General features: G+C 52.4%; 16 protein-coding genes. 1 reads left to right on the plus strand and 15 read right to left on the minus strand.

Annotated elements, in window-relative coordinates:
* Positions 1-173: 173 nt before the first annotated feature.
* From EV294_RS13700 to EV294_RS13720, 5 genes are all read right to left on the minus strand, one after another.
* Positions 174-1,637: an extracellular solute-binding protein gene (locus EV294_RS13700; protein ID WP_132307617.1), complete on the minus strand. Its 1,464-nt coding sequence runs from the start codon at positions 1,635-1,637 to the stop codon at positions 174-176.
* A 93-nt stretch (positions 1,638-1,730) separates the two neighbouring features.
* Positions 1,731-2,654: a carbohydrate ABC transporter permease gene (locus tag EV294_RS13705; protein ID WP_132307619.1), complete on the minus strand. Its 924-nt coding sequence runs from the start codon at positions 2,652-2,654 to the stop codon at positions 1,731-1,733.
* Complete coding sequence (locus tag EV294_RS13710) at positions 2,651-3,649, minus strand: carbohydrate ABC transporter permease (RefSeq protein ID WP_132307621.1); 999 nt, start codon at positions 3,647-3,649, stop codon at positions 2,651-2,653. Before EV294_RS13710 ends, EV294_RS13705 begins: the two co-directional genes overlap by 4 nt.
* Positions 3,650-3,812: 163 nt before the next feature.
* Positions 3,813-4,946 (minus strand): GntR family transcriptional regulator, encoded by a 1,134-nt coding sequence (locus tag EV294_RS13715; protein ID WP_132307623.1) that lies wholly within the window; start codon positions 4,944-4,946, stop codon positions 3,813-3,815.
* A 163-nt stretch (positions 4,947-5,109) separates the two neighbouring features.
* Positions 5,110-7,149 (minus strand): glutaminase family protein, encoded by a 2,040-nt coding sequence (locus EV294_RS13720; RefSeq protein ID WP_132307625.1) that lies wholly within the window; start codon positions 7,147-7,149, stop codon positions 5,110-5,112.
* Between the two features lie 243 nt (positions 7,150-7,392).
* Between EV294_RS13720 and EV294_RS13725 the strand changes: the two genes are divergently transcribed.
* A complete protein-coding gene (locus tag EV294_RS13725) occupies positions 7,393-7,587 on the plus strand; it encodes a TylF/MycF/NovP-related O-methyltransferase (protein ID WP_481856074.1) in 195 nt (64 codons plus the stop codon).
* Positions 7,588-7,967: 380 nt separating this feature from the next.
* Here the strand turns inward: EV294_RS13725 and EV294_RS13730 are convergent, their stop codons facing one another.
* The 10 genes from EV294_RS13730 to EV294_RS13775 all read right to left on the minus strand — a co-directional run bounded on the left by EV294_RS13730 (position 7,968) and on the right by EV294_RS13775 (position 21,161).
* Entirely contained in the window at positions 7,968-8,852 is an 885-nt protein-coding gene (locus EV294_RS13730; RefSeq protein ID WP_132307627.1) for an ADP-ribosylglycohydrolase family protein, read from the minus strand.
* Positions 8,853-8,872: 20 nt separating this feature from the next.
* Entirely contained in the window at positions 8,873-9,874 is a 1,002-nt protein-coding gene (locus EV294_RS13735) for an AAA family ATPase (protein ID WP_132307629.1), read from the minus strand.
* Positions 9,864-10,538: a nicotinamide riboside transporter PnuC gene (pnuC, locus tag EV294_RS13740; RefSeq protein ID WP_132307631.1), complete on the minus strand. Its 675-nt coding sequence runs from the start codon at positions 10,536-10,538 to the stop codon at positions 9,864-9,866. The genes EV294_RS13735 and pnuC overlap by 11 nt, the downstream gene beginning before the upstream one ends.
* 82 nt (positions 10,539-10,620) lie before the next feature.
* The gene (locus EV294_RS13745) at positions 10,621-11,391 is read right to left on the minus strand and encodes an NUDIX domain-containing protein (protein ID WP_132307633.1); all 771 of its coding nucleotides are present in this window, start codon (positions 11,389-11,391) and stop codon (positions 10,621-10,623) included.
* A gap of 160 nt (positions 11,392-11,551) precedes the next feature.
* On the minus strand, positions 11,552-12,001 hold the full coding sequence (locus EV294_RS13750; protein WP_132307635.1) for a GNAT family N-acetyltransferase: 450 nt from the start codon (positions 11,999-12,001) through the stop codon (positions 11,552-11,554).
* Between the two features lie 144 nt (positions 12,002-12,145).
* On the minus strand, positions 12,146-18,022 hold the full coding sequence (locus EV294_RS13755) for a DUF3320 domain-containing protein (RefSeq protein WP_132307637.1): 5,877 nt from the start codon (positions 18,020-18,022) through the stop codon (positions 12,146-12,148).
* Positions 18,023-18,216: 194 nt separating this feature from the next.
* The gene (locus tag EV294_RS13760; protein ID WP_132307639.1) at positions 18,217-18,873 is read right to left on the minus strand and encodes a M48 family metallopeptidase; all 657 of its coding nucleotides are present in this window, start codon (positions 18,871-18,873) and stop codon (positions 18,217-18,219) included.
* Positions 18,874-18,930: 57 nt separating this feature from the next.
* On the minus strand, positions 18,931-19,383 hold the full coding sequence (locus EV294_RS13765) for an SRPBCC family protein (RefSeq protein WP_132307641.1): 453 nt from the start codon (positions 19,381-19,383) through the stop codon (positions 18,931-18,933).
* Between the two features lie 112 nt (positions 19,384-19,495).
* A complete protein-coding gene (locus tag EV294_RS13770) occupies positions 19,496-20,407 on the minus strand; it encodes a formylglycine-generating enzyme family protein (RefSeq protein WP_132307643.1) in 912 nt (303 codons plus the stop codon).
* A gap of 118 nt (positions 20,408-20,525) precedes the next feature.
* Positions 20,526-21,161, minus strand: a complete 636-nt coding sequence (locus EV294_RS13775) for a glycoside hydrolase family 11 protein (protein WP_132307645.1) — start codon at positions 21,159-21,161, stop codon at positions 20,526-20,528.
* Between the last annotated feature and the right edge of the window lie 112 nt (positions 21,162-21,273).

The following is a 21,273-nucleotide window of genomic DNA, read 5'->3' on the forward strand; positions in this document are numbered from 1 at the left end:
CCGCTGTTGCCTGAGGGAAAAATGGAATTAGATTTGTTATATGAATTTTCCCTCAGGCAAAGGCGAACGCTTACGCTCCTCCAGAGCATACACCTTCTCCTCTTAGAGCTCAGCCACGTTATCAACACTCCCGGCCGTACAGGACGCGTTAAGAAAGTCCTCTTTTTTGATTTTTATTGTTTGGTGATTTGTTCCGCTTTCTTTTGGGCGTCGTCCAGAATGGCTTTTACGTCGCCTTTGGTCATCAGCGATTTCACCACCGCGTCGCCCCATACCTGCCATACCTTGGAGTTATCTTTCGCAAAGGTAGGAAGACCTTGGACATTGCCGTTCATCGCTTGGTAATGCAGGTACATTTCCGGATGCTTTTGTTGATACTCAGGAGACTCGGCAACTTCCTTCAGAATCGGGGAACGAACGTTGGAGTCCGCAATGAGCTGCTGAATTTCCTTGCTGTACATCGCTTTGATGTACTCGAATGCCGCGTCTTTGTTCTTCGCGTCTTTTGGCACCGAGTGAAAAGCCGCGCCGATCGTTACGTTAGCCGCGCTGCCGTTAGGAGACAGAGGAATCGGCGACATGCCGCATTCCAGCTTGTTGTCTTTGCATTGCTGCACCTGCCAAGGTCCATCGATCAGATAAGCAATCTGCCCTTTGTTCCAAGCGTCGAAATACGTGCCTTCCGTATTGTTGACCATCAGCCCCGCCGGATGATCCGCGTTAAGCTCGCGGAGCAAGTTAACCGTTTCTACGTTGGCGTCGGAGTTGAAGGTCGGCTGACCGTTCGCATCGGCATAAGAACCGCCGTTGATTCCGATCAGAGCGCCGTAGCGCAGGTATCCGCCGAAGTTAGGACCGGCGTAAACGCCGCCGCCATAAAACTTGCCTTTGCCCGCTTCCGTTACTTTCTTCGCGTTATCGGCCAGCTCTTGCCAGGAAGTAATCGGCTTCTCCGGGTCGATGCCGGCTTCTTTCACCAGCTTCTTATTCCAATACAGGCTGCTTACCCCAGGCTGCGAAGCAAGACCGTAAATTTTGCCGTCATATTCCATTGGCTTCCATGCCGCAGGCGATACATTCTCTCGGATATCCGCAGCCATATCGTCCGGGAACGGCTCAAGCAGCCCTTGCTGCGCAAAGCCAGGCATTTGAGTCTCGCCTACGATAATATCCGGAACGTTTTTAGCGAGGAAGCCTGCCGTTTCTTTCTGGATCAGCGGCTCGCCCCAGCCCCAGTCTTCGGTTTTAACGCTGATGTTTTTCTCGTGCAGCTTGCCTGCGATAATTTTCTGGTAATGAAGCGGGAATGCCGCTACCGGATTGCCCGGCGTATACGTAACGTCAATGCCGTTGCCCTTCAATTCCTTCTCTTTCGGCGCGAACAGATCGTCCAGCTTGCCAACGCCGATGCCAACGGCCCCTTCGTTCAGAACCGTAATCGTTACCGGATTGCCCGCCCCGGTGTCCGTGCTTTCCGACGGAGACGGTGAAGCAGAAGCGGATTCAGTCGGTGTCGCCGAATTTTGCGGCGAGTTGGTGGCTGCCGAATTATTACCGTTATTGTTACCGCCGCAAGCTGATAATGAGACCGTTAATAGTGCAGTTACAAGCAAGGATGTGATCTTTGTCCTTTTCACACGGAACCCCTCCAGATTAGGATAACTGACTTCTTGCGATTAATATATCATGACTATTTGTTATATTCAATATGTTATAACAAATAATTTCACTTAACCTTTTATACCTGTATTGGCGAGACCCTGCACGATGTATTTCTGGAAGAAGAAGAAAATAAGCAGAGCAGGAACCGTCATGCCAAGACCAAGCGTAATGATAAGCGGCCAGTTCGGAATAGCTCCCGGGCTCACGGCAGCCGAGGACAGCCTTGTGATCGCGGCAGGCAGCGTCTGCAGCTTATCCGAAGAGGTATAGAAGAACGGCGTGGCAAAGTCATTCCAGGTAGCCAGCGCTGTCGTAATCGCGATAAACGCCATAATCGGCAGCTGCAGCGGCAGCATGATCTGAAAGATAATGCGCATGGTTCCCGCTCCGTCCACCTTCGCGGCTTCATCGAGCTCGAACGGTATTTTTTCAATGGACTGCTTAACGAGGAATGCCCCCATAATATTCAAGCTTGGTCCGCCGATGAAGTACACCCACCACGTGTCGAGAATCCCGGAGCCCCCGGTAAAAATGTGGTTGCCCCCGGCAAACGGAAAGCGCGCGAATTCCAAGTAGGTCGGAATGAGGGCAATGGTTCCCGGAATCATTTGCGTACCGAGCAGAACGAGGAACAGCTGGTCTTTCCCTTTGAAACGCAGCCTTGCGAACACATAACCGGCCAGCAAAGAAGTCAGAAGCGCCCAGAAGGTGTTGTAAATCGTGCGGTAGCCGGAATTAATGAAATATTTCTGTATGCCTGCATCGGTGGAGCCGTAAAACAGGACCGTAAAGTTATGAAGGGTTGGCGCTTTCGCAATCGGGAGTAGTCCGATGATGGAGCTTGTGAACTCGTCTTTCGTGAAGAAACCGGCCAGAATCATAAAGACCAAAGGGTATAACAGGACAAGTCCGACACCAAGCAGAACCAGGTGAGCGAACAGATTGCCCGGCTTTAGTTGGAACGCGAGCTTTTTGGAAAAGGCTTCTTTCATGCTTTAGGACCTCCTTTTACTCCTTTGATCTTGATCGTTGTGCTTCTGTCCGAATTGGTCGACCAGCGGTAGTACGCAATGGTGACAATAAAGACGATAACGGCCATAATAAGCGACGATGCGCCAGCCATGCCGAGGTTGAAGTCCCAGAACGCATCGCGGTAAATCCGGAATACCAGCACTTCCGTTTTTCCGTAAGGACCGCCGCCCGTCATGAACAGCACCTGCTCATAGATCTGAATCGCGCCGATCAAGCTTGTAATGACAATGTAGGTCGCAATCGGCTTCAAGCCTGGCAGCGTTACGTTCCACAGCTTGCCCCAGCGTCCCGCTCCGTCGATTTCCGCCGCTTCGTACAAGGAAACGTCAACGGACTGCAGGCCTGCGAGCCAGATCAGCGCCGCGCCGCCCACGCCCTTCCATACGGAGTAAACGACGATCCAGAACACGCCCCAGAAGACGGAATATTGCCATACGATCGGTTCCTTGCCGATTGATTTCAGAAAGTTATTAATAACGCCGTTGTTGGTATCGAGGAGGAGATTAAAAATCTGCGTAGTCGCAACCGTTGACGTAACCGCCGGAATGTACCAGATGGACCGGTAGATCCCTTTGCCAAACAGCGGCATATTCATGAGCAGAGCTGCCCCAAAGCCGGCAATCAGGGTAATCGCTGTGACAAGTCCCCCAAGCCAGATCGATCTCCATAAAGCTTCGTAATAAAGCGGATCGTGAAAAAATCGAACGTAGTTGTCAAACCAGACGAATTTCGGATGGGCCGCAATGCCGATCCAATCAAAAAAGCCAAGGAAAAAGCCAAATAGCGTCGGGAACCCCGACAAGACAAGCCACCACAGAATCATCGGACTCAAGATGGCCGCCGCGATTAATGCATCTTTGTGTCTGACCGCAAACTTTTTGAGAGAGGACTTTGTTGATGCGTTTTGGACTGGCAGATGCAAAGATGCGTTTTCTACAACTTTCCTGTCGTTCATAATCATCTTCCTCCTTGCTTGTTTTAGACTTCCTCAAATGCTATAAACACCCTATGTATTAATTATATTTGTTATATTAAATTAGTCAAATAAAAAAAGAAAACCCGACGCCCCAAAATTGCAAGGGTATCGGGTTTCTCGTATGCTTTTGCCGGGATGGCGCTTAGGCTTTCGCTTTTGCCGTTGTTTTGCGGACAATGAGGGTAGGCTTCAGGATTTTCTTCTCGAATTTAGGCTGCTTGCCTTTGTTCTCGATGACCTGAAGGAGCAGCTGCACCGCTTCGGCCCCCATTTGGTATTCCGACTGGTCGATATGCGTCAGCAGGCTGAATTCCTCGAGCAGCGGCGTCGGATTATCGAACGTCACGATGGAGATATCCTCCGGAACGCGAAGGCCAACCTCCTTGGCAATCGATAAAATCTGGACGCCAAGCGAGCAGTTGAGCGCGATATAGGCGGTTGCCATTTGATTTTTCACGAAGCGGTAGAACGGATGCTCGGCACTCATGCCGCCGCCGTTAATATGAATGTCATTCAGAATAAGCGACGGATTAATCAACGCTTCCTTCTGTTTCATGGCTTCCTGGTAGCCCTGGATCCGTTCGTCCACGGAGACGGTCATCAGCGGGGAATCCGAGCAGATCGCAATATTGCGGTGCCCAAGCTCCCACAAATGATCAACCGCCAGCATCGTGGCAAGCGCGCTGTCCGAAGCAACAACGTTTGTCTCCACGCCCGGCAGGTACCGGTCAATCAGGACAAACGGGTAGTTCTGCATTTTGAGCGCGATAATCTCTTCGTTGTACACCTCGGCGTCGACCGGGAAAATAATAAGCCCGTCAACGGTGTTCTTCATCTCCCGGATAACTTCCTTCTCTTTCTCCTTGGAGTTGTTGGTCAGCATAATCACAAGCGAGTATCCTTTGGCCTTAAGGCCGTCCGTTATCCCCGCTATCAGGCGAATGGCGAAATAGTCGCCAAGCACGGGAAACACGAGGCCAATCTTCACCTTTGGTCCTGCCTGCTCCCCGCCACGGGCGTCGCTGATCGGACTGACTGCCATTTGCTTCTCCGGGATGCCTTTGACGAAGCTTCCTCTTCCCGGAATCCGGTAAATCCACCCGTCCTTCGCTAGCTCCGCAAGTGCATTCACGACCGTAATCCGACTGACGTCGAATTCGTCCATCAGATCTTTTTCCGTCGGGATTTTATCATCCTCTACGAGCTCCCTGGAAATGATCAGATCTTTGAAATGATTCTGTATTTTGATATACAGAGGCTCTCTATCTTGACTCACAAATAATCCTCCTATCCGGACCGCAATTCATTGGTTATAACAAATATACCATGATCGGGTTTGTTAACAAAGCAGTTATTTAAACAATTGTCTATTTTCCCGTGTAGAGCAAAAACAAGGGCGCACTTCACATGCGCCCCTGTCCGTCTCAGGTTAATGAATTTTACTTTCCTCCGTTGACGGAAGAAACCGCTTGGAAAGCCTTCATAATGCCCTTGTCCTTCAGCACCTTCATGAAGATGCCGCCGACGACCGTCCGGTGCTGGAAGCCGATTTGGCGGGCCGTAACCGTATCCGTCCAGTCGGAGAACTGTACGCGGTCATCGGTCTCGTTCAGCATATCCCAGATCGGGCTTACCAGCTCTTCGAAATCGTTCTGGTTATCCGACAGCGCGGCCGACCAGACAAGCCAGTCGTTCTTCGTATAGTTGGCACGGTTGTCTAGCGGCGTGCCGTAGTCGTTTTTCATCTTCTTATACCAGCTGATTTCGTTGTTAATCATCTCTTTGGAGAACAGCTCCGTGCCAAACAGCACATCCCAGATCAGATTGTACTTGAGGCTCCACGTGCCCTCCGAGCCGAAAGCCAGCTTCGTATGGTCGCCATCCGACGCAAGCTGCTCCCATTGCACGGCCATTTCCTTCGCCTTGGCCATGTAACGGCCAGCCGTTTCTTCATCGCCCTGCAGCTTCTTCAGGATGGAATAGCTCGCTACGCCCATAACCGCCTTCACGGACAGGTTCGCGTTGCGCGCAAGGTGGCCTGCAAAGTCGTCCGTGCACAGCTGGTTCTCCGGATCGAGGCCGAATTCGGTCAAGTAATCCGCCCATTCGCCAAGAATATCGATATGGCTGAATAGATAGTCGCGGTTGCCGCCTGCAAGAGCGACGGATGCCGCCATGCAAAGCATGTTGCCGCATTCCTCGACAGGCATTTGTCCTTCGCGCTGGTTCTCGCTGTATACCTGGCCGTTGCCGATCGGGTACTGACCGATATCATGCGGCGCGAATTCGAAGGTCCACGCGTCGCTCTCCGCATATTTCAGAATCGGGCGAATCATCCCTTCAACCAGCTCCGGTGCGTATAGCAGGAACATCGGAACGGATGGGTAGCTGACGTCAACCGTAGCCATGCAGCCGTTGCTGTAGCATTCCTTGGACAGGAACAGGATCTCGCCTTCCGTATCAAGCACCAGCTTATGCGCGGCGATAGCCTGACGGTAGGATAACGCCAGCAGATCCGCATAACGGCTTCCGCCGGATTGCTCGCCTTCGGCAATGATTTGCTTATCAAAAGCAGCGCAGCGCTCGAGCAGACTCTCGTATTCCGAGAATGCGGCCGCGATCATGTCCTGCGTGCTTTGTCCGTTTCGTTTCCAATAAGCCTGCAGCTTCTCGCCGAAATATTCAATCGCGATCACATCGTCGTAAGCGAGCACGGCCAGTCGTTTCTCCGTTACGGCGCCTACGCTGCCGATGTTGTAGACAAGCGCCATAACCGGCTGGACGTCCGCAACAACCTGAGCTTCCGTCTGTGCTGGAGATTCGGCTAATTTCTCGCTTCGAACAAAGTTTTTGCGGATATGCGCAGGCGCAATGTAGCCGCTCACTTGATCGGATTTCTCCGCGTTCAGATAGAAGTAGCCCCAGTCAATGCGGTGATCATCGCCGGAACGGTTCACGGGCTCTTGCGTCTCATGAGCGATCTGCAGCGAGATCAGGCCGTCAGTTTCCTGCTTCTTGCTGATCACGGCTTGCTTCGATTGGTCCACGCACCATTCGCCGGTAACGTCGAAGTAGATCTGAACGTCATGCTCCTCGCCATCGGTCGAGCGCACTTCGAACGCCACGTAAGAAGCCGGTCTCGACAGCACGTCCAGGTCATTCAGAAGCAGCGGGGACGTAAAGCGGACGGTCAATTCGATTCCTGCCGATTGGAACACGTAGACCGTGCTGAGCGGTGATACGGATACGCTCTTTTGCTCCATCGCCTGCGGTTCCGTGTAGTACCGCTCCGCATTAGGCTCCACCAGCCCCGCAAACCGCTCGATCATTCCGTCAATACGGATCAGGCCCGTCATGGCATGCCGTTGTCCCGTCCAATGGCGGGTAAAGTCATCCGTAAGACGGTCTGCTTGGGACCATACACTGAAATAAGGATCTACCGTTACGAGAGGGACTGCAGGGGGACGAATTGCGCTCATGAAAACAACTCCTTTATCATATTAACATTTGTTATAATGGATATATTATAATGCTATATTAAATTTTATGTCAATGATAAAAAAGGCTGGCGCGTTTATCCTATTAAACTATGAGTTTTGCGCTGAGTTTTTCGCTCGGGTGGTCGTATACACAATCCATTTTCATGCTAGGTTCATATTCTTACCTTAACGCTAAGAATGCAAAGGACTGTGATTATGCGCAATCTAGCAGCAGAGATGTATTTGGAATTATTGAAAAAAACGATTCTATTCGAAATCTGGCTGGAGCATGAACCGGGCGCCACGAAGGAAAACCGCCTTCAAGGTCTCGATTGGCCCCTGATTGCACATAGCATGATTGGGCGGATCCGGATGAATAACCTTCATATGCCGATGAATGATGTCATTGCCAACAACGTTCCTGGCGCGTATCGTTAAGCGGCTGGATTCGGGCTCTAGCCGATGGCTTAACGATGTGGCACATCGTTAAGCCTTCCACAGCAACTCCGCCCACGTTGGATGCACGCCAGCGTATAGATCAATGTTACCCGGGTTTGCGTTCCTACGTTGAACTGCGTACAGCAAAATGAGCTTAATCCCACGCAGATGACCTTAAACTCAGTCATAATCGTGGACGGAATCCAACGTATGGTGGACTAGCATCAGAATAGCGTAAATTTACTCGAGGATATCCATTCTGATGAGCGTTTTCCCCTTACTACCTGCTGCAAGCAGCTGCCCTAATTAAACGAAAAGAAGCTCCCAAGATCATCTATGATGACCTATTGGAAGCCCCTAATCATGCAATTACCTATCGCCTATAGCTTCTTACTTTCTCGCAATGCGAGAAGTGCGTCTCCCAACTCCGCGAGTTCCTGTCTCAGCAGGATTTTCTCCGTATACTTGGACGGAATCCCGTCGTATCCCCAGCAGATACCGGCAAGTCCGCCTGCGATGGCGCCAATCGTATCCGAGTCGCCGCCTTTGTTCGCCGCACGCTGCACCACATCCCCGAAGCTCTCCGCCGCAAGCAGATGATGGACAACCCATTCCATCGTGTGGACAACAAACCCGTCCGGCGGAGATACCGGTGCTGCACCGTTTAACAGCCGTTCATAACGGGTTCCGGTTGTTTCGGCTCGGATAGCCGAAGCCAGCTGTTCCCCTTTCAGCAGTCGAGCGGCAATCCGGTTATAAATGAGACAAGCCTCCGCAGCCAACGGATCCTCATGCGTCATCTCCGACTGGCGGCGGGTTACCTCTTCCATTAACGCCGCATCCTTATACGCTAGGGCAACAGGCAAACAACGCATCAACGTGCCGTTCCCCGCCGTTTTTCCGTTCAGCAGAACGCCCGCCTTTCGGGCCGCCTCCGGCCAGCTTCCGGCATAGAGACCCAACACCGTTCGGATGATATTCCCGATATCTTTCGGATGGGTAGCCTTCCAAGCCATAAAATACTCCCCGATCGCCTCAATCGGATCAAGCGGATTGCGCAAAATACCTCTCGCTACCGCGATGGTCATCGCCGTATCGTCCGTAATCTCTCCGGCCTCAAGCCCCCAGACGCCTCCGCCAACGATTTCCTCCAGCCAGCCGTGCTTGCGCCGGATTTCCGTTTCGCTCATAAACTCGGTTGTTCCGCCCAGCGCATCGCCAACCGCAACCCCAAACAAACCGCCAAGAATTCGATTTCGCATCATCGCAACACCCCCATCCATTCCTATGGATTTCTGTATTTCTCATAGCGCCCTAGAACGGCTTTTACCTGCCGCACCCTCTCCTCCAAGCTGCCGCGAAGCGGGATAAAAGGAATTTTACGCTCAATCAGATCCGCCACAATCCGCTTCTGAAAAATAGCCCTGTTCACCTCACCCGAGCGGTCCGGCGTATCGTCATACGGAATATCATCCCCGCATAGGAAGACGAGATCATACCGCGAAGCGCAGCGGACCGCCATCTCCTCCAGCTTGGGATGAGCCTTGCCATGATAATAGAGCGAGAACATGTAAGTCGTAATCGCATTGGTATCTACGAATAGCACATCCTTTGCCTCGGGCAGCAAGCGCTCCTCCCGCTCCAGATGCCCCTCCGCAATCTCGACCAGCTGCTCCAGCGTCAAACGGCGCTCGATCTGATGCTCCTCCCAATATTCCCGGCCGTACTCGGGCATCCAGACCGTCTGCAGCTCTTCGGCCATCCGGGCGGCCATTGTAGTTTTACCGGTAGACGGGGCTCCGAGGAAAACGGCATTTGTGATGAGATCCCGATAAACGACCGGAGCTACCAGGCTTTTATTTTCGAACAAAGCCTCTCTAACCTTGGTCCCGGATACGGGAAACGTCTCCCGGAGCGGATCGACCTGACGATTAACCGCCCCAAGCGCTTCGCTCATATGCTCGCCGTAGAATTCGCTGGAGTAGAAATGAGTTACCTTCCGGCCGCCAAGAAGGCCCAAAATATAATTCTCCTGTATACGCTTGATCTCGGGCGTATCCCCGCTGTCCGACGGACCGTCCCAAGCTTCCAGCACTTCAACGGCGGGATACAGCTCGCGAATCCAGCGTGCCCGAACAGATAACGGCACCGTGGTCACCTCGGGGCTGTCGTAAATAACGACAATCAGATGGTCGACTTCACGCAGCGCCGTCTCCACCACATGCTGGTGTCCGCGGTGAAACGGGGCAAACTTGCCCAGCGTCAGCCCGACTTTTTCAGCCGACATACGTGTTCACCTCATCCTGCTGCGACTGTACAGCTGTACTTCTCCGCGCATATTCCCGCTTCCACTCCACAAGCCCCATAATCGCAATGCCGAGAAAAATAACATACAAGAACGAAGTCGCGTACAGCTCCTTGTAGAAATACATGCCAATCGACAGAACGTCAACTACAATCCAGAAGTACCAGCTTTGCAGAATTTTGTACGAGAGCAGGAATTGGGCGACAAGGCTTAATGTAGCGATAAAAGCATCTAGATAAGGAATAGACGCATCGGTATAACGCACAAGAACGTAGCCCCACACCACTGTGAAAACAATCAGGAACCCAATTAGCAGCGCAGCCATCCGTGTAGTCCAGGTGCGCGTTGGCCGAACGGCCGCCCCTTCGCGTTTGGTCATCCATACGACCCAGCCATAAATGCTAAGCACGAAAAAGAACACCTGCAGCGTCATATCCGCATACAGCTTCACATCAAGGAACATATAGAAGAAGCAGGCTACGTTGACCAGGCTAATCGGCCAAGTCCACAGCTTCTCCTTCGCGGTCAGCCAGACGGCGGCCAGCCCGGTAGTTGTAGCCGCAATCTCAATGGCACTCGACGATGTAAAATAAGCGACCGCCAAGATCGCCGCAAGCAATCCCAGCATCGATAGATTTTGCTTCATAAGAATCTCCTCCTAAAATGAATTGTCACCTAAATGGCTATATTCTGGCCGCTTGTGATGATTCATACTTCGTAAGCATTCATTAACTATAAATCGAAAGCTCCGGCACAAAGCCGGTAAAACGGTACAGCTGCGCCGCACGCTGCGAATACTGATTGGACTGCTTCAGACTTCCGTCCGCGTGGCGGACTTCCTCAATGAGACCCTTGCGGCTTTGCGTAGAGGTCACCTTGCGGATAAAGTTCTTCTCCTCGAACGTTGGCACAACCGTCTGAATGATCTGATACAGCTCTCCGATCGTAAATTCCTCCGGCAAAAACTCCTTGGCGATTGGCTCGGTCACCATCTGCTGCTGTATCCGCCGGTAAGCGTCACGGATAATATCGTGATGGTCAAAAGCCAGATCCATCCCGAGCGCTTCGCTTAGCGAGAATAGCTGGACATCCTCCGCATCGTCCGATGCCCGCCGGTCTCGCAGGTAACGTTCATTAACGAGCGCGCAAAATGCATGGCTGATCATCCAGCCCCGAGGGTCGCGACCGGGCTTGCTGTACACCTTCAGAAGCTCCATGCGCACACGCTCGACACCGGCTTCCTCCTTCAGCTCCCGGATTGCGCATTCCTCCACCGTCTCCGTCTCCCGGGTAAACCCGCCCGGCAACGCCCACTGGCCTGCAAATGGCCACACTTTCCGCCGAATGAGCAATACCTGAAGCTCCCTGTTAGGGAGTGTTTTTTTTGCCGTCTCTTTCTCTTGAGAGGTTATCGTAAAAATAACAATATCCGTAGGCGCACCGTCCGGAGTCCGATAGTTGCTGGCGGAATAATTCGTTTCGTTTTCGTTTAAGTTCAAGAGCGCTGAACCTCCCTCGGTATTTCATATTATCGTTTTGATAATATCAATATGACATAATAAAAAGAAATGTTCAAGTACTTTCTTGGAAAGCGATCATGTTGGTTTCTCGACAAAATAAAACCGCCTTTACGTAGGCGGTTCATTTACGAACATAAGTTTAGTCGTTGAATTTTTTTATATAATTTTTTTGATCCTTTGTAAACCTATAGCCACGTCTCTCATAGAACCTGTGAGCGTGTATTCGACTTGGGTGGGATAATAGCTTAATCCCGGAAAATCCATTGTCCTGCCCCCACTGTTCAAGGCGATCAATCAAGGTGCTTCCTATCCCCTGATTCCTATAACCTTCCTTAACAACAAATCCCAGAATGTTTACTAAAGAGTCGGAAAAAAGTAATTCATATGGACTTCCGTGAATATATCCGATTACCTCGGCGTCTTGTTCATAAACAAATATGATATCTTTCGTGTTCTTTATTATGATTTCAATCTTAGCTCTTACTTTCTCTTCAGAAAATGCACGTAGATTGGAGTTGAAGTCTTGATTTAGCAAATAAATATCTTGGTAATCAGATACCCTAATTTCCCTGACATACATTTCTTCCATACTTGGATGCCTCAATTCTTTGGAATTATTACAACCATCACCAATTCGATGCCGTATTCCCGTATTCCTTGCTATTTAGAACTATCGTACATCATCCAAAAAAGAAATGACCGCATACATCATGTATGCGGTCATTCTCACCACTTATTTCAGAACAATCCGTTCCTGTTCATCGGACTGCACGTAATCGAGCTCAATGGCTTTCTGTATGCCACTCCGGATTACCCGGTCAAGAGCATTGCCTGATCTTGCGTAGCCGAGTTGCTTCACAACCTGCTTGATCAAATCCTCTTGCGGCAGACTGATTTGCGCAGCAAGCACTGCCTTCACCGCGGCTGCGACTTCCTCCGCAGGCAGCTCCTCCGCCGCCCGCCTTGCTTCTTCCGTCGCAACCCGGTACCGGTCGTAGCCGGAAGGCTCGCTGCCTTCCGGCCAGTAGAAGACAGCCCCTTCCGAGACCGTCTCCACAGGCTTAAGCCGTACAATCAGATCGGCGAGGCGCTGATCAAGCTTAGCTCCAAGACGGGTTATGCCCCAAGCCTGCAGCACCCGCTTCGCCAGCAAACTGCGGCTGATTGGCCCTTCCTCGCGGATAACCTGCCTGATCTGTCCAAGGATCAGCTCCGTCGATGCGGGAGAATAGAAAAGGTCTGTTCCAAGCGAGACCGGCTCAAGCTGGCACGGTATATACGAAAGCGACGAATCCTGCTTACCTGTCTCCTCAATCGCTGCGGGTTCTTCCGAAGCTTCCGGAACCTCTGCAGCATCCACAGGAGCCGGCTCGGAATGAATCGTCACGACAGGTTTAGAAAAAGAAAGCCTTTCCGCCACAAGCGTTTGTTCCTTGGCTTGCTCAATCGCACCGACCACCTGTCGAATTACGTTATCCTTGTTCTCCCACCACTCCGGACTCCATACCCGGACTAGCTTCCAGCCAAGCTGCTCCAGCACCTGCACGCGTAAAATATCCCTGTCGCGGGCGGCCTCCGCATCCCGGTACATCGGTCCGTCCAGCAAAATACCAAGCACATATTGCCCTTTATTCACCGGATCAAGCACCCCGAGATCAATCCGGTAGCCCGACGCGCCTACATGCTGCTCCGTTTCATAACCAAGAGCCTTCAGTTCGTCAACCAGGCTGCGGTGTAGATTGGACACCAGCGAGATTTGCTCGGAGGCCGAGCTCGCCGGAAGCGCGCGCTGGCCTTTTTCCGCGTAATCCAGGAAGGCTTTGAGGCCAAGCACCCCTTGCGCGCTGATCCGGCTTGCGTTCAAATGATGAGACATTAACGTCGAGTAGACCAGCATCTCGTATCTCGCACGGGATACGGCAACGTTCAGACGGCGCCAGCCGCCCTGCCGGTTCAGCGGTCCAAAGTTCAGATTGACCTTGCCGGAAGCATCCGGACCGTAGCCAACGGAGAACAGAATAACATCCCGTTCATCCCCCTGCACGTTCTCCAGGTTTTTCACAAAGACGGGCTCCGGCAGCTGCGCAAATAACAGATCGAGCTCCTGATCCTGCTTCATCGCTTCCTCGAGCAAATCCTCGATCAAGGTCTGCTGCACGGAGCTGAACGTCACCACGCCAATACTGCGCTGGCGCAAGACCGGATCCTTCACTCTGCGGATCATTTCCGCTACAACCGCTTCGCCCTCCGCCCGGTTCTGCTTCGAACGTCCGCGGTCATAATAGCCTTCGATCGGTATAAGAGTCACGCTGGAGACCGGCTCATCCGGAGACGGGAAGGTCATCAGCTTGTTCTCGTAATAATGAGCGTTGCTGAAGGCAATCAGGCTCTCATGCCGGCTTCGGTAATGCCAGGTGAGATGCCGCTCCGGCATGCCAAGCGCCAGACAGTCATCCAGAATGCTTTCCATGTCCTGCAGCGCTTCTTCCTCGTCCGTTTCGTTCGAATTTTTCGAGAAGAAGCTTGTCGGAGGCAGCTGCTTCGGATCGCCTACGATAACGGCTTGATGCCCTCTCGCGAGCGCTCCAACCGCCTGGGCCGTCGGTACCTGGGACGCTTCGTCAAAAATAACCAGATCAAACTTGGCGCCATTCGGATCCAAATACTGCGCGACCGAAATCGGACTCATCAGCATGCAGGGCGTCAGTCTTGGCAGCAGATTCGGGATGGACTCGAAAAGCTTGCGAATCGAAAGATTCCGTCCGCCGCTGCGAATGGCCCTCTGCAAAATCCCTGCCTCGGAGCTTTGCGCGGCTTCCACCGTCATTTGCGGGATTTTGGCGGATAAACGTGCCGCAATCTCCTGCTGGGTTAAGCTCAAATACTGCTGATCCGCGGCTCTGAACCGCTCGATCGTATCCTCGAATAATTTGCCCGAGAAGGCTTGCAGGCTTTGATCCCTTGCAATCATGTAGTTGGCAATCGATTTGTACAGCCCTCTCTCATAGGCGGCAATCAGCTGGGCATTAGAAACCTGCCCTTCCTCATACGGCGTAATAAGAGACGACAACCCGGCTTCCACCGCTTCCGTGCGCACTCTGCGCCATGTGCTCCATTCGCGCAGCCGGTCGATATGGGCGGACCATAGCTTCGCTTTGTCCGCGATATAGACCAGCCACTCCCCTGCGGTCTCCGATGTCCGCAGCTTCTCGAACGGAATGCTCAGCTGTCTGGCTAGCTCGAGCTCATCCGCCTTGATCCGTTGATCAAGGCTTCCGATTCCTTGCAGGAGGGTGAGCAGAGCCTGATCATGACGGCCGTCCAGAAGGACATCCGCCATCTGCTGTCTCGAGGAATGAGCCGCAGTCCGGCTGCCGGACCATTGAACAAGCGTTGCTTGCAGCTTTTCTACCCAATCGCAGGCACTAGCAAGCTCCTCCCATTTGCCATCCTCCGCATCCGCCCATGCCTGACCAAGATAAGGCGATGCAGCTGTCTTCATCGTCTTCAGCTTCAACTCTTCTTCCTGCCAGGCGGTTAGTTCCACGAGAGCGGGCTTAACCTGATCCTTAGAGAAGGAAGAGGCGTTAGCCGCCAGACTCTTCAGCTTTTTAAAAATACGCTTTTGCCCCGACCATTTCGGCAGGAACCATTGCAGCTCCGTTCGGTCCCATTCCGCTAGAACCGACTTTGCGTCCAGCACGGCAACCTCCGTGGTGAATCTGGCGAATACCTTCGCCCGGAGCTGGTCCCTGCGCTTGCCTTGCTCGGCCGTTGCCCTCACCTGCGCCCCAGCCTCTTCGATATCCTTAGCCTGAAAGAAGGCCGGCTTCATCTCGGGAACCCGGCTCGCCAGCTCGCAGAGCTGCATTAAAAGCTGAAGCTGCTGGTAGCTGAGACTTTCCGTATTCACATTCAGCTTCAGACGTCCCGCCGCCTGGCTCGCGGCTTCACGCAGCTGAGCCAGCATCGGAATATATCGCTTCAGCACCTGATCGGCTTCCGATTTGATCGCTTGCGAGTAGGTAGTAAGCTCGGCATCTCTTAATGGATGAAGATGCGGCTCTCCGCAATCCGCTCCCGCGATTTGCAGGCGTGCCGCGAGATCCTTCCAGAGGATCAGCTTTTCCGGCGTTAAGGCTTCTATGGAAGCATCGTCGAAACGCATGACAGCCGGAGCGTCTCCCGCCTGCTCGTACCCGGCTATCGCTTCGAATAAAGTCAAGCCGGAGGGATACTTGCGGTGAAGGGCCGATACATAACCGTTCAGCTCGTTTCTGAGCTGGAACAGACGGTCCGCCTGGCTGCTCCAGGAATCGGGGGCCGGGATTTTTTTCGCCTCAATAGCGGCAGCTAGTTGATCCAGAACGGATTTTTTCGTGCTTTTATTCGAATGCAATTCCAGGCAAAACGGACCAAGCCCAATCTGCTCCAAACGGCGCTGCACGACGGACAAGGCCGCCATTTTCTCCGCGACGAACAAGACCCGCTTTCCTTGAGCCAACGCACCCGCAATCATGTTCGTAATGGTCTGGGATTTGCCCGTTCCCGGAGGACCGTGAAGCACAAAGCTTTGGCCGCCTGCCGCCGCGCGAACAGCTGCTAACTGCGAGGAATCCGCGCTGATCGGAATGGATAACCGGGTGGGGTGATCCTGATCCAGCGGAGTCGTCTCCTCCGGCTGCTCCTCCCACTTCAACCGGCCTTCCATCAGACTGGCTACGATTTTATTGCGGGCAAGCTTATCGGCATGCGTACGGATATCGTTCCACATGACGAATTGACCAAAGGAGAACAAGCCCAGGTAGGCGGTCTCCTCCACATCCCACCTTGGCACCTGAATCAGCGCATGCCGGAACACATGGAATACCTGCTTCAGGGCAATGCCTTTCTCGTCGCGAGGCAAAGGATCCAGCCCGTCAATGCCGATGCCGTAATCCTGCTTCAGCATTTCCAGCAGCGTAATGTTCATCTGCGGCTCTTCGTCTCTGGCCCGGATGACATAGCCTTGCCGCGAGGATTTCCGGATAATATCCACCGGAATTAGAGCAATCGGAGCGTAACGAGGCAGCTCGCTGACCGGAGTCTCATACCATTTCAGAAGGCCCAGCGCCAGATACAGCGTATTGGCCCCATTTTCCTCAAGGGAGACTCGGGCCGAACGGTACAGATGCACCATCCGTCTCTCCAGCTCCACGGCATCCAGATCGACGCGCAGACGCTTCCGGTTAAATTCCTCTTTCAGAAGCTGAGCCAGCGGGTGGTCGCTGTTAATGCTTTGGTACAAATCCGCATTCCGGCCGTTGTTCTGCCAGTCATTCGGCTTCGCAAGCAGCTGAAATTCCTCGCCGTCAGCGAGTGCGTCCTCCAAATCTCCTAACTGAGCCGTAATGACCGGAATACTCGACTTGGACAAGCGGAAGTTCAGAAGCGAATTCCGAAGCGTCAGATCGAGCAGCCTGCGTTCCCATAGCTTCTGGCGAGGGGATTGCGACAGTGCATCCACTTCGAGCGGTTTTTCAAAAACGTCAACCAGCTCAGGCGCCGCCGCATCCGTCTCGCCAGGTACTGCCGCTTGCGGCTCCACAATCCAGCCTTCCGGCGTAGCCGTCCGAATCGGCAGCGGGCGTACCGCCGCGGCGCGGGCTCTTCGAATATCCAGCACGCAGTCGAACTTGTCGGGATCCTGCAGATGTTTTTCCGCTAATCCAACCGCTTGATCAAAGCTTATCGTCTCGCCCTCCACAAAAGCCGTAGCCTCCACCACGCAGATCTGGTTCATTCCCGCCGCGATCCGCTTCGTGAGAACGGAGATGTCATCCTGCACGCTTTCCGCGAAGGTCTCCTCCTCCAGCCATAAGCCGGAGAACGCATGCCCCTTCGTGAAGACGAGCAGCGGATGCAGCCCAACCGCTTCCAGACAGGCCGTGTAAAGAAGGGACAGGTCCAGGCAATTCCCCATGCGGTGCGTAAAGACCGTCTCCGGCAGACGTACGCGCTGACCAATAACTTCAAAGCTTGGAGGCGCTACGTTATACGCGATTTTCCGGTTCTGCAAAGCCGCGTAGATTGCCGCCGCTTGCATGCGCACCTTATTCGGATCCTTGCTCTGATAAGCGGTGAACGAGGAGCTTCCGGTCCATTTGGCTAGAATATCCGCGGCTTCCCGGACGACCTGCGCAATATGGTGATGGTTCGGCATGACAAAAGCAGCCGTCAGCTCCGGCAGCACGGCAAGCCCGCTCCACTCGTCGAAGGCTAATACGGCTATCGTCCCGCGCTCTCGGCAGACCTCCGTATCCCCTTGAAGCACCTGCAGCGTAAGCGTCCCCGACTGCCGTTCAGATAAATTAGCCAGATAAGACGCCGACATCTGCAGATGAATCGTTCCGAGATTCAGCGATTGGCCGGCAGGCAGCAGGCTGTAGCTTTTGCTCCACTCGTAAGCGAAATCCGGCTCGGCTGTAAGCCGGACCGTAAAGTTAGTTAGATCCTCTTCCGTATGATTATGTATTTCTATACTTCTTACGACCGGCACATGATTTTGCTGGATGCCGTAATTGACAATCTCGCTGTAGGACCAGTCGCAGGATAAACGCGTAGGATTCAAAGGCTTCGAACCTCCTTGCTATTCAGTTTCTATCAAATGCTGTCAATAGATTTAATATAGCACTAAAGGATCATCATTTCTGCTAAATTCGACATAAAAAAAGAGAGAGATTCCTCTCTCTCTTTTTTAAACAGATCGCTCCAATATTATACTGACGCATAGCCGATTTCATGTCTATGGATAAAACCTGCCAATTACAGCGTCATCGCCTGCCCGTAACGGGCCAGATACGCTTCCTTGTCCTTGTAGTCGGGCATGATGCTTCCGAGCAGTCGCCAGAAGGAACGGTCATGGTTCATATGCGTAAGATGGCAGAGCTCATGGATAATGACGTAATCAATCACTTCAACCGGAGCCATCGCGAGGCGGTAGTTAAAGGTCAGCTTTTTGCTGGAGCTGCAGCTCCCCCATTTGGTCGCCGATTCAACAATGTCAATCGACTTAGGTCTGACCTTCAGCTTCTCCTGATAAGGCTTGATCCGTTCCGCTATTACCTTCTTGCAGCTGGCAAAATAGAACCTCCGGAGATTCAGCCGCAGCTCCTCTTCCGATAAGCCTTCCGTCTCGATTAATTCATGGAGAGAATAATACTTGCCGAGGTGAAGGAACTTCCCTTCGTCCTCATATTCCCTTGTCTTTGGCGTTATAGCCTGCGCTTTCGCAATGGCCTGCAGTCGGCTTACGATTTCTTTTTCATGCTGCTTCACAGCCTGCTCAATCACTTCATCGCTTGTATCGTTAGGAGCCTTAATCGTAATATGCCCCATCGAATCCATCTGGAGATAAAGCTTCTTCCTCACGCCATAGAGGACGTTAACGTCTATCGTGTAATTGTCTAACTGAACCTTCATAGTCACCATCGTTCCCGCAAAATAAATTCTAATTTGTGTTTGAGTAGATATACTCGGCTATATCGTAACGGCGCGCAGCGTTGTTCCCGTCTCCAGCAGGCTTTTTAAATTACTCAGAATCGCCGGCCAGCCATTGTTGATCCCTTCAAAGGTATCTTCCTTCTCAACAATGTCTGACGGGGCAAGACCTTCGTGTTTAAGCTTTAGCTTTACTGTAGAATCCAGCGGCGTTAATTCGAAGGTTACTTTTTGCGGTTCATCACGAACCGTTTTGTCAGCTGCATAGGTCCAGGTAAAAGAAAGCAGCCGATACGGCTCGCATTTCAGGATAATCCCGTAATCCGTTACCTCTTCGTTCCTTAAGTAAGTAATGCTCGAGCCTTCCTTCCAGTCGGACTGAATGCGGCTGCCAAAAAAATATCTCGTCGTATATACGCTGCTCGTCAAAGCTTCCCATAGCTTTTTCGGTGTCGTGGCAATGTAAAGGGTATAAGCAAAGGTAGTCTCCATGCTTATAGTGTATCAAATAACAAAGCACACCACATCAGCCGCTTGTTCTACTCGAACAGTGCTTCTGATGCAATGTGCTTTTATTCGTGTTGACGGTATGTCTACGCACCATCTATTCCCCGCGAACCAATCGGAAGCCTTGATCCGGCCCAAAGCCGTTAGGCTCGAACTTGCCCCGGAAGGCCGACACGGCGCTGCCGATATCGCCTATCCAGCCGCCGCCCTTGACGACCCGCATAGCGCCTTGCGGTACATCCTGCCCCACGTACCAGTCCCAGCACCATTCCCGTACATTCCCCGTCATATCGTATAAGCCTAATTCATTAGGCTTCTTAATGCCGATCGTTTTGGTCGCATCGTGGTTGTTCTCTATCGCAGGCCAGGTCCAGTCTCCTTCTAGATACTTGTCTCCGGCGTTTCTCCAATACCAAGCGACTTCGTTCACGTTATTGCTTCCGCTGTAGGTGAAGCTTCCACTCTTCTGCCCTCCGCTTGCGGCATATTCCCATTCTGCCTCCGTCGGCAACCGGTACCCGTTAGCGCCTTCGTTAATCGTAACCGTCCATTTGAGCTGATCATGCTCGCTCCTGTTATTCGGGTCCTTCGTGTTCTTATCGATGCTGTAATAGGGCTTAAGCCCTTCCTTCACGCTTCTTGCATTGCAATATTCGATCACGTCGTACCAGCTGACCATCTCGACCGGCAGCTTGCCGCCGTTAAACTGGGAGGGGTTGCTTCCCATGACGTTAACCCACTCTTCCTGCGTGACCTCGTATTTGCCGATATAGAAGTCCGGGAGCTTCGTGTCTTTCCCGTAATAGCTCGACTTCTTATTGGCGAAGGCTCCGCCCTTCACCAGCACAAAGCTATCATCCTTGTTATTCTCCGGCTTGGCGGAAGACTGAACCACGGCCTCCGCTTGAGCAGGCTGATTCTGCGCATTTTTGTCCGGCTGCGGCTCCTCCGTGCAAGCGCTGACCATGACTAGTGCTGTTAATAGAGAGCAGACAATAAGCTTTCTCATCGGTTGATCTCCTTTGAGCATTCGAAATAGAGAAGGCCGCCGTCAGGGAGACCGGCCGGCCTTGGCTCTTTTTTTCATATGGTAAGAAGCATTCAGGCTCTCTTAGTAACTTATTAGCTTACCACACCGTTACGTTCGAGCTGCCGCTGCTTTGATAGCCTTCCGTCGCGAGGACCTGGTAGGACCAGCTGCTGCCCAGGTTCATGCCTTTGCTTTTCCAAGCGTTAACGTGGTTAGCGAAGGTAATGGCAACGTTGCTGCCGGTTGCTCTCTTCGATTGGCGGACGCTCCAGTATTGCGTGAAGGTAGCCGTTCCATCAATGGATGGCGCGTTGACGCGTTGAGCGGTATAGATATCGTAAGTGCCGCCGTCGCTGCTCACAGTCCCTTTATAAGTACCGGTAGGCCGGTATGTACCCCAGCTGTCTACCACGTAATATTCGATCAGGGAATTTCTAGTCCATCCGTAGAGAGTCAGATAACCGTTGCCATTAGGCGCCCATACGCCTGCATTGTAGTTAATAACACGGGAAGCAGAGCCGGTAGTCCAGCCTTTACCTACAACGAAGTTGCCGGTATTCGACCAATTCACGCTGTAGTTGCCGCCGGAGCCGTTAACCGCGTTCACCGTTCCGCCGCCATCCGTCCAGTTCTGCCAGTAGTCTGTTGCCGCATTTGCCGTTGCCGCGAATAAACCGATACTCATGGATGCTGCCAGTACTGCTGTCATAACTTTCTTTTTCAACTTAAACATAATCTACCTCCTGGGATTTGAAATGGCTTGTCACAACATTTACCTACGACTTAACTTGAATCATCTCTGCGCGTTGATTCTCTATGAAGTAGATTGTTATTGTGTCTGACCC

Origin of the sequence: Paenibacillus sp. BK033 (assembly GCF_004345425.1) — a bacterium.
Classification (GTDB): Bacteria; Bacillota; Bacilli; order Paenibacillales; family Paenibacillaceae; genus Pristimantibacillus.

What these genes read in the sequence shown, in the direction of transcription:
- EV294_RS13705 (WP_132307619.1), bottom strand. Translation starts at nt 2,654, where the DNA reads ATGAAAGAAGCCTTTTCCAAAAAGCTCGCGTTCCAACTAAAGCCGGGC.
- EV294_RS13710 (WP_132307621.1), bottom strand. Translation starts at nt 3,649, where the DNA reads ATGAACGACAGGAAAGTTGTAGAAAACGCATCTTTGCATCTGCCAGTC.
- EV294_RS13720 (WP_132307625.1), bottom strand. Translation starts at nt 7,149, where the DNA reads ATGAGCGCAATTCGTCCCCCTGCAGTCCCTCTCGTAACGGTAGATCCT.
- EV294_RS13730 (WP_132307627.1), bottom strand. Translation starts at nt 8,852, where the DNA reads ATGATGCGAAATCGAATTCTTGGCGGTTTGTTTGGGGTTGCGGTTGGC.
- EV294_RS13735 (WP_132307629.1), bottom strand. Translation starts at nt 9,874, where the DNA reads ATGTCGGCTGAAAAAGTCGGGCTGACGCTGGGCAAGTTTGCCCCGTTT.
- pnuC (WP_132307631.1), bottom strand. Translation starts at nt 10,538, where the DNA reads ATGAAGCAAAATCTATCGATGCTGGGATTGCTTGCGGCGATCTTGGCG.
- EV294_RS13750 (WP_132307635.1), bottom strand. Translation starts at nt 12,001, where the DNA reads ATGGAAGAAATGTATGTCAGGGAAATTAGGGTATCTGATTACCAAGAT.
- EV294_RS13760 (WP_132307639.1), bottom strand. Translation starts at nt 18,873, where the DNA reads ATGAAGGTTCAGTTAGACAATTACACGATAGACGTTAACGTCCTCTAT.
- EV294_RS13765 (WP_132307641.1), bottom strand. Translation starts at nt 19,383, where the DNA reads ATGGAGACTACCTTTGCTTATACCCTTTACATTGCCACGACACCGAAA.
- EV294_RS13770 (WP_132307643.1), bottom strand. Translation starts at nt 20,407, where the DNA reads ATGAGAAAGCTTATTGTCTGCTCTCTATTAACAGCACTAGTCATGGTC.
- EV294_RS13775 (WP_132307645.1), bottom strand. Translation starts at nt 21,161, where the DNA reads ATGTTTAAGTTGAAAAAGAAAGTTATGACAGCAGTACTGGCAGCATCC.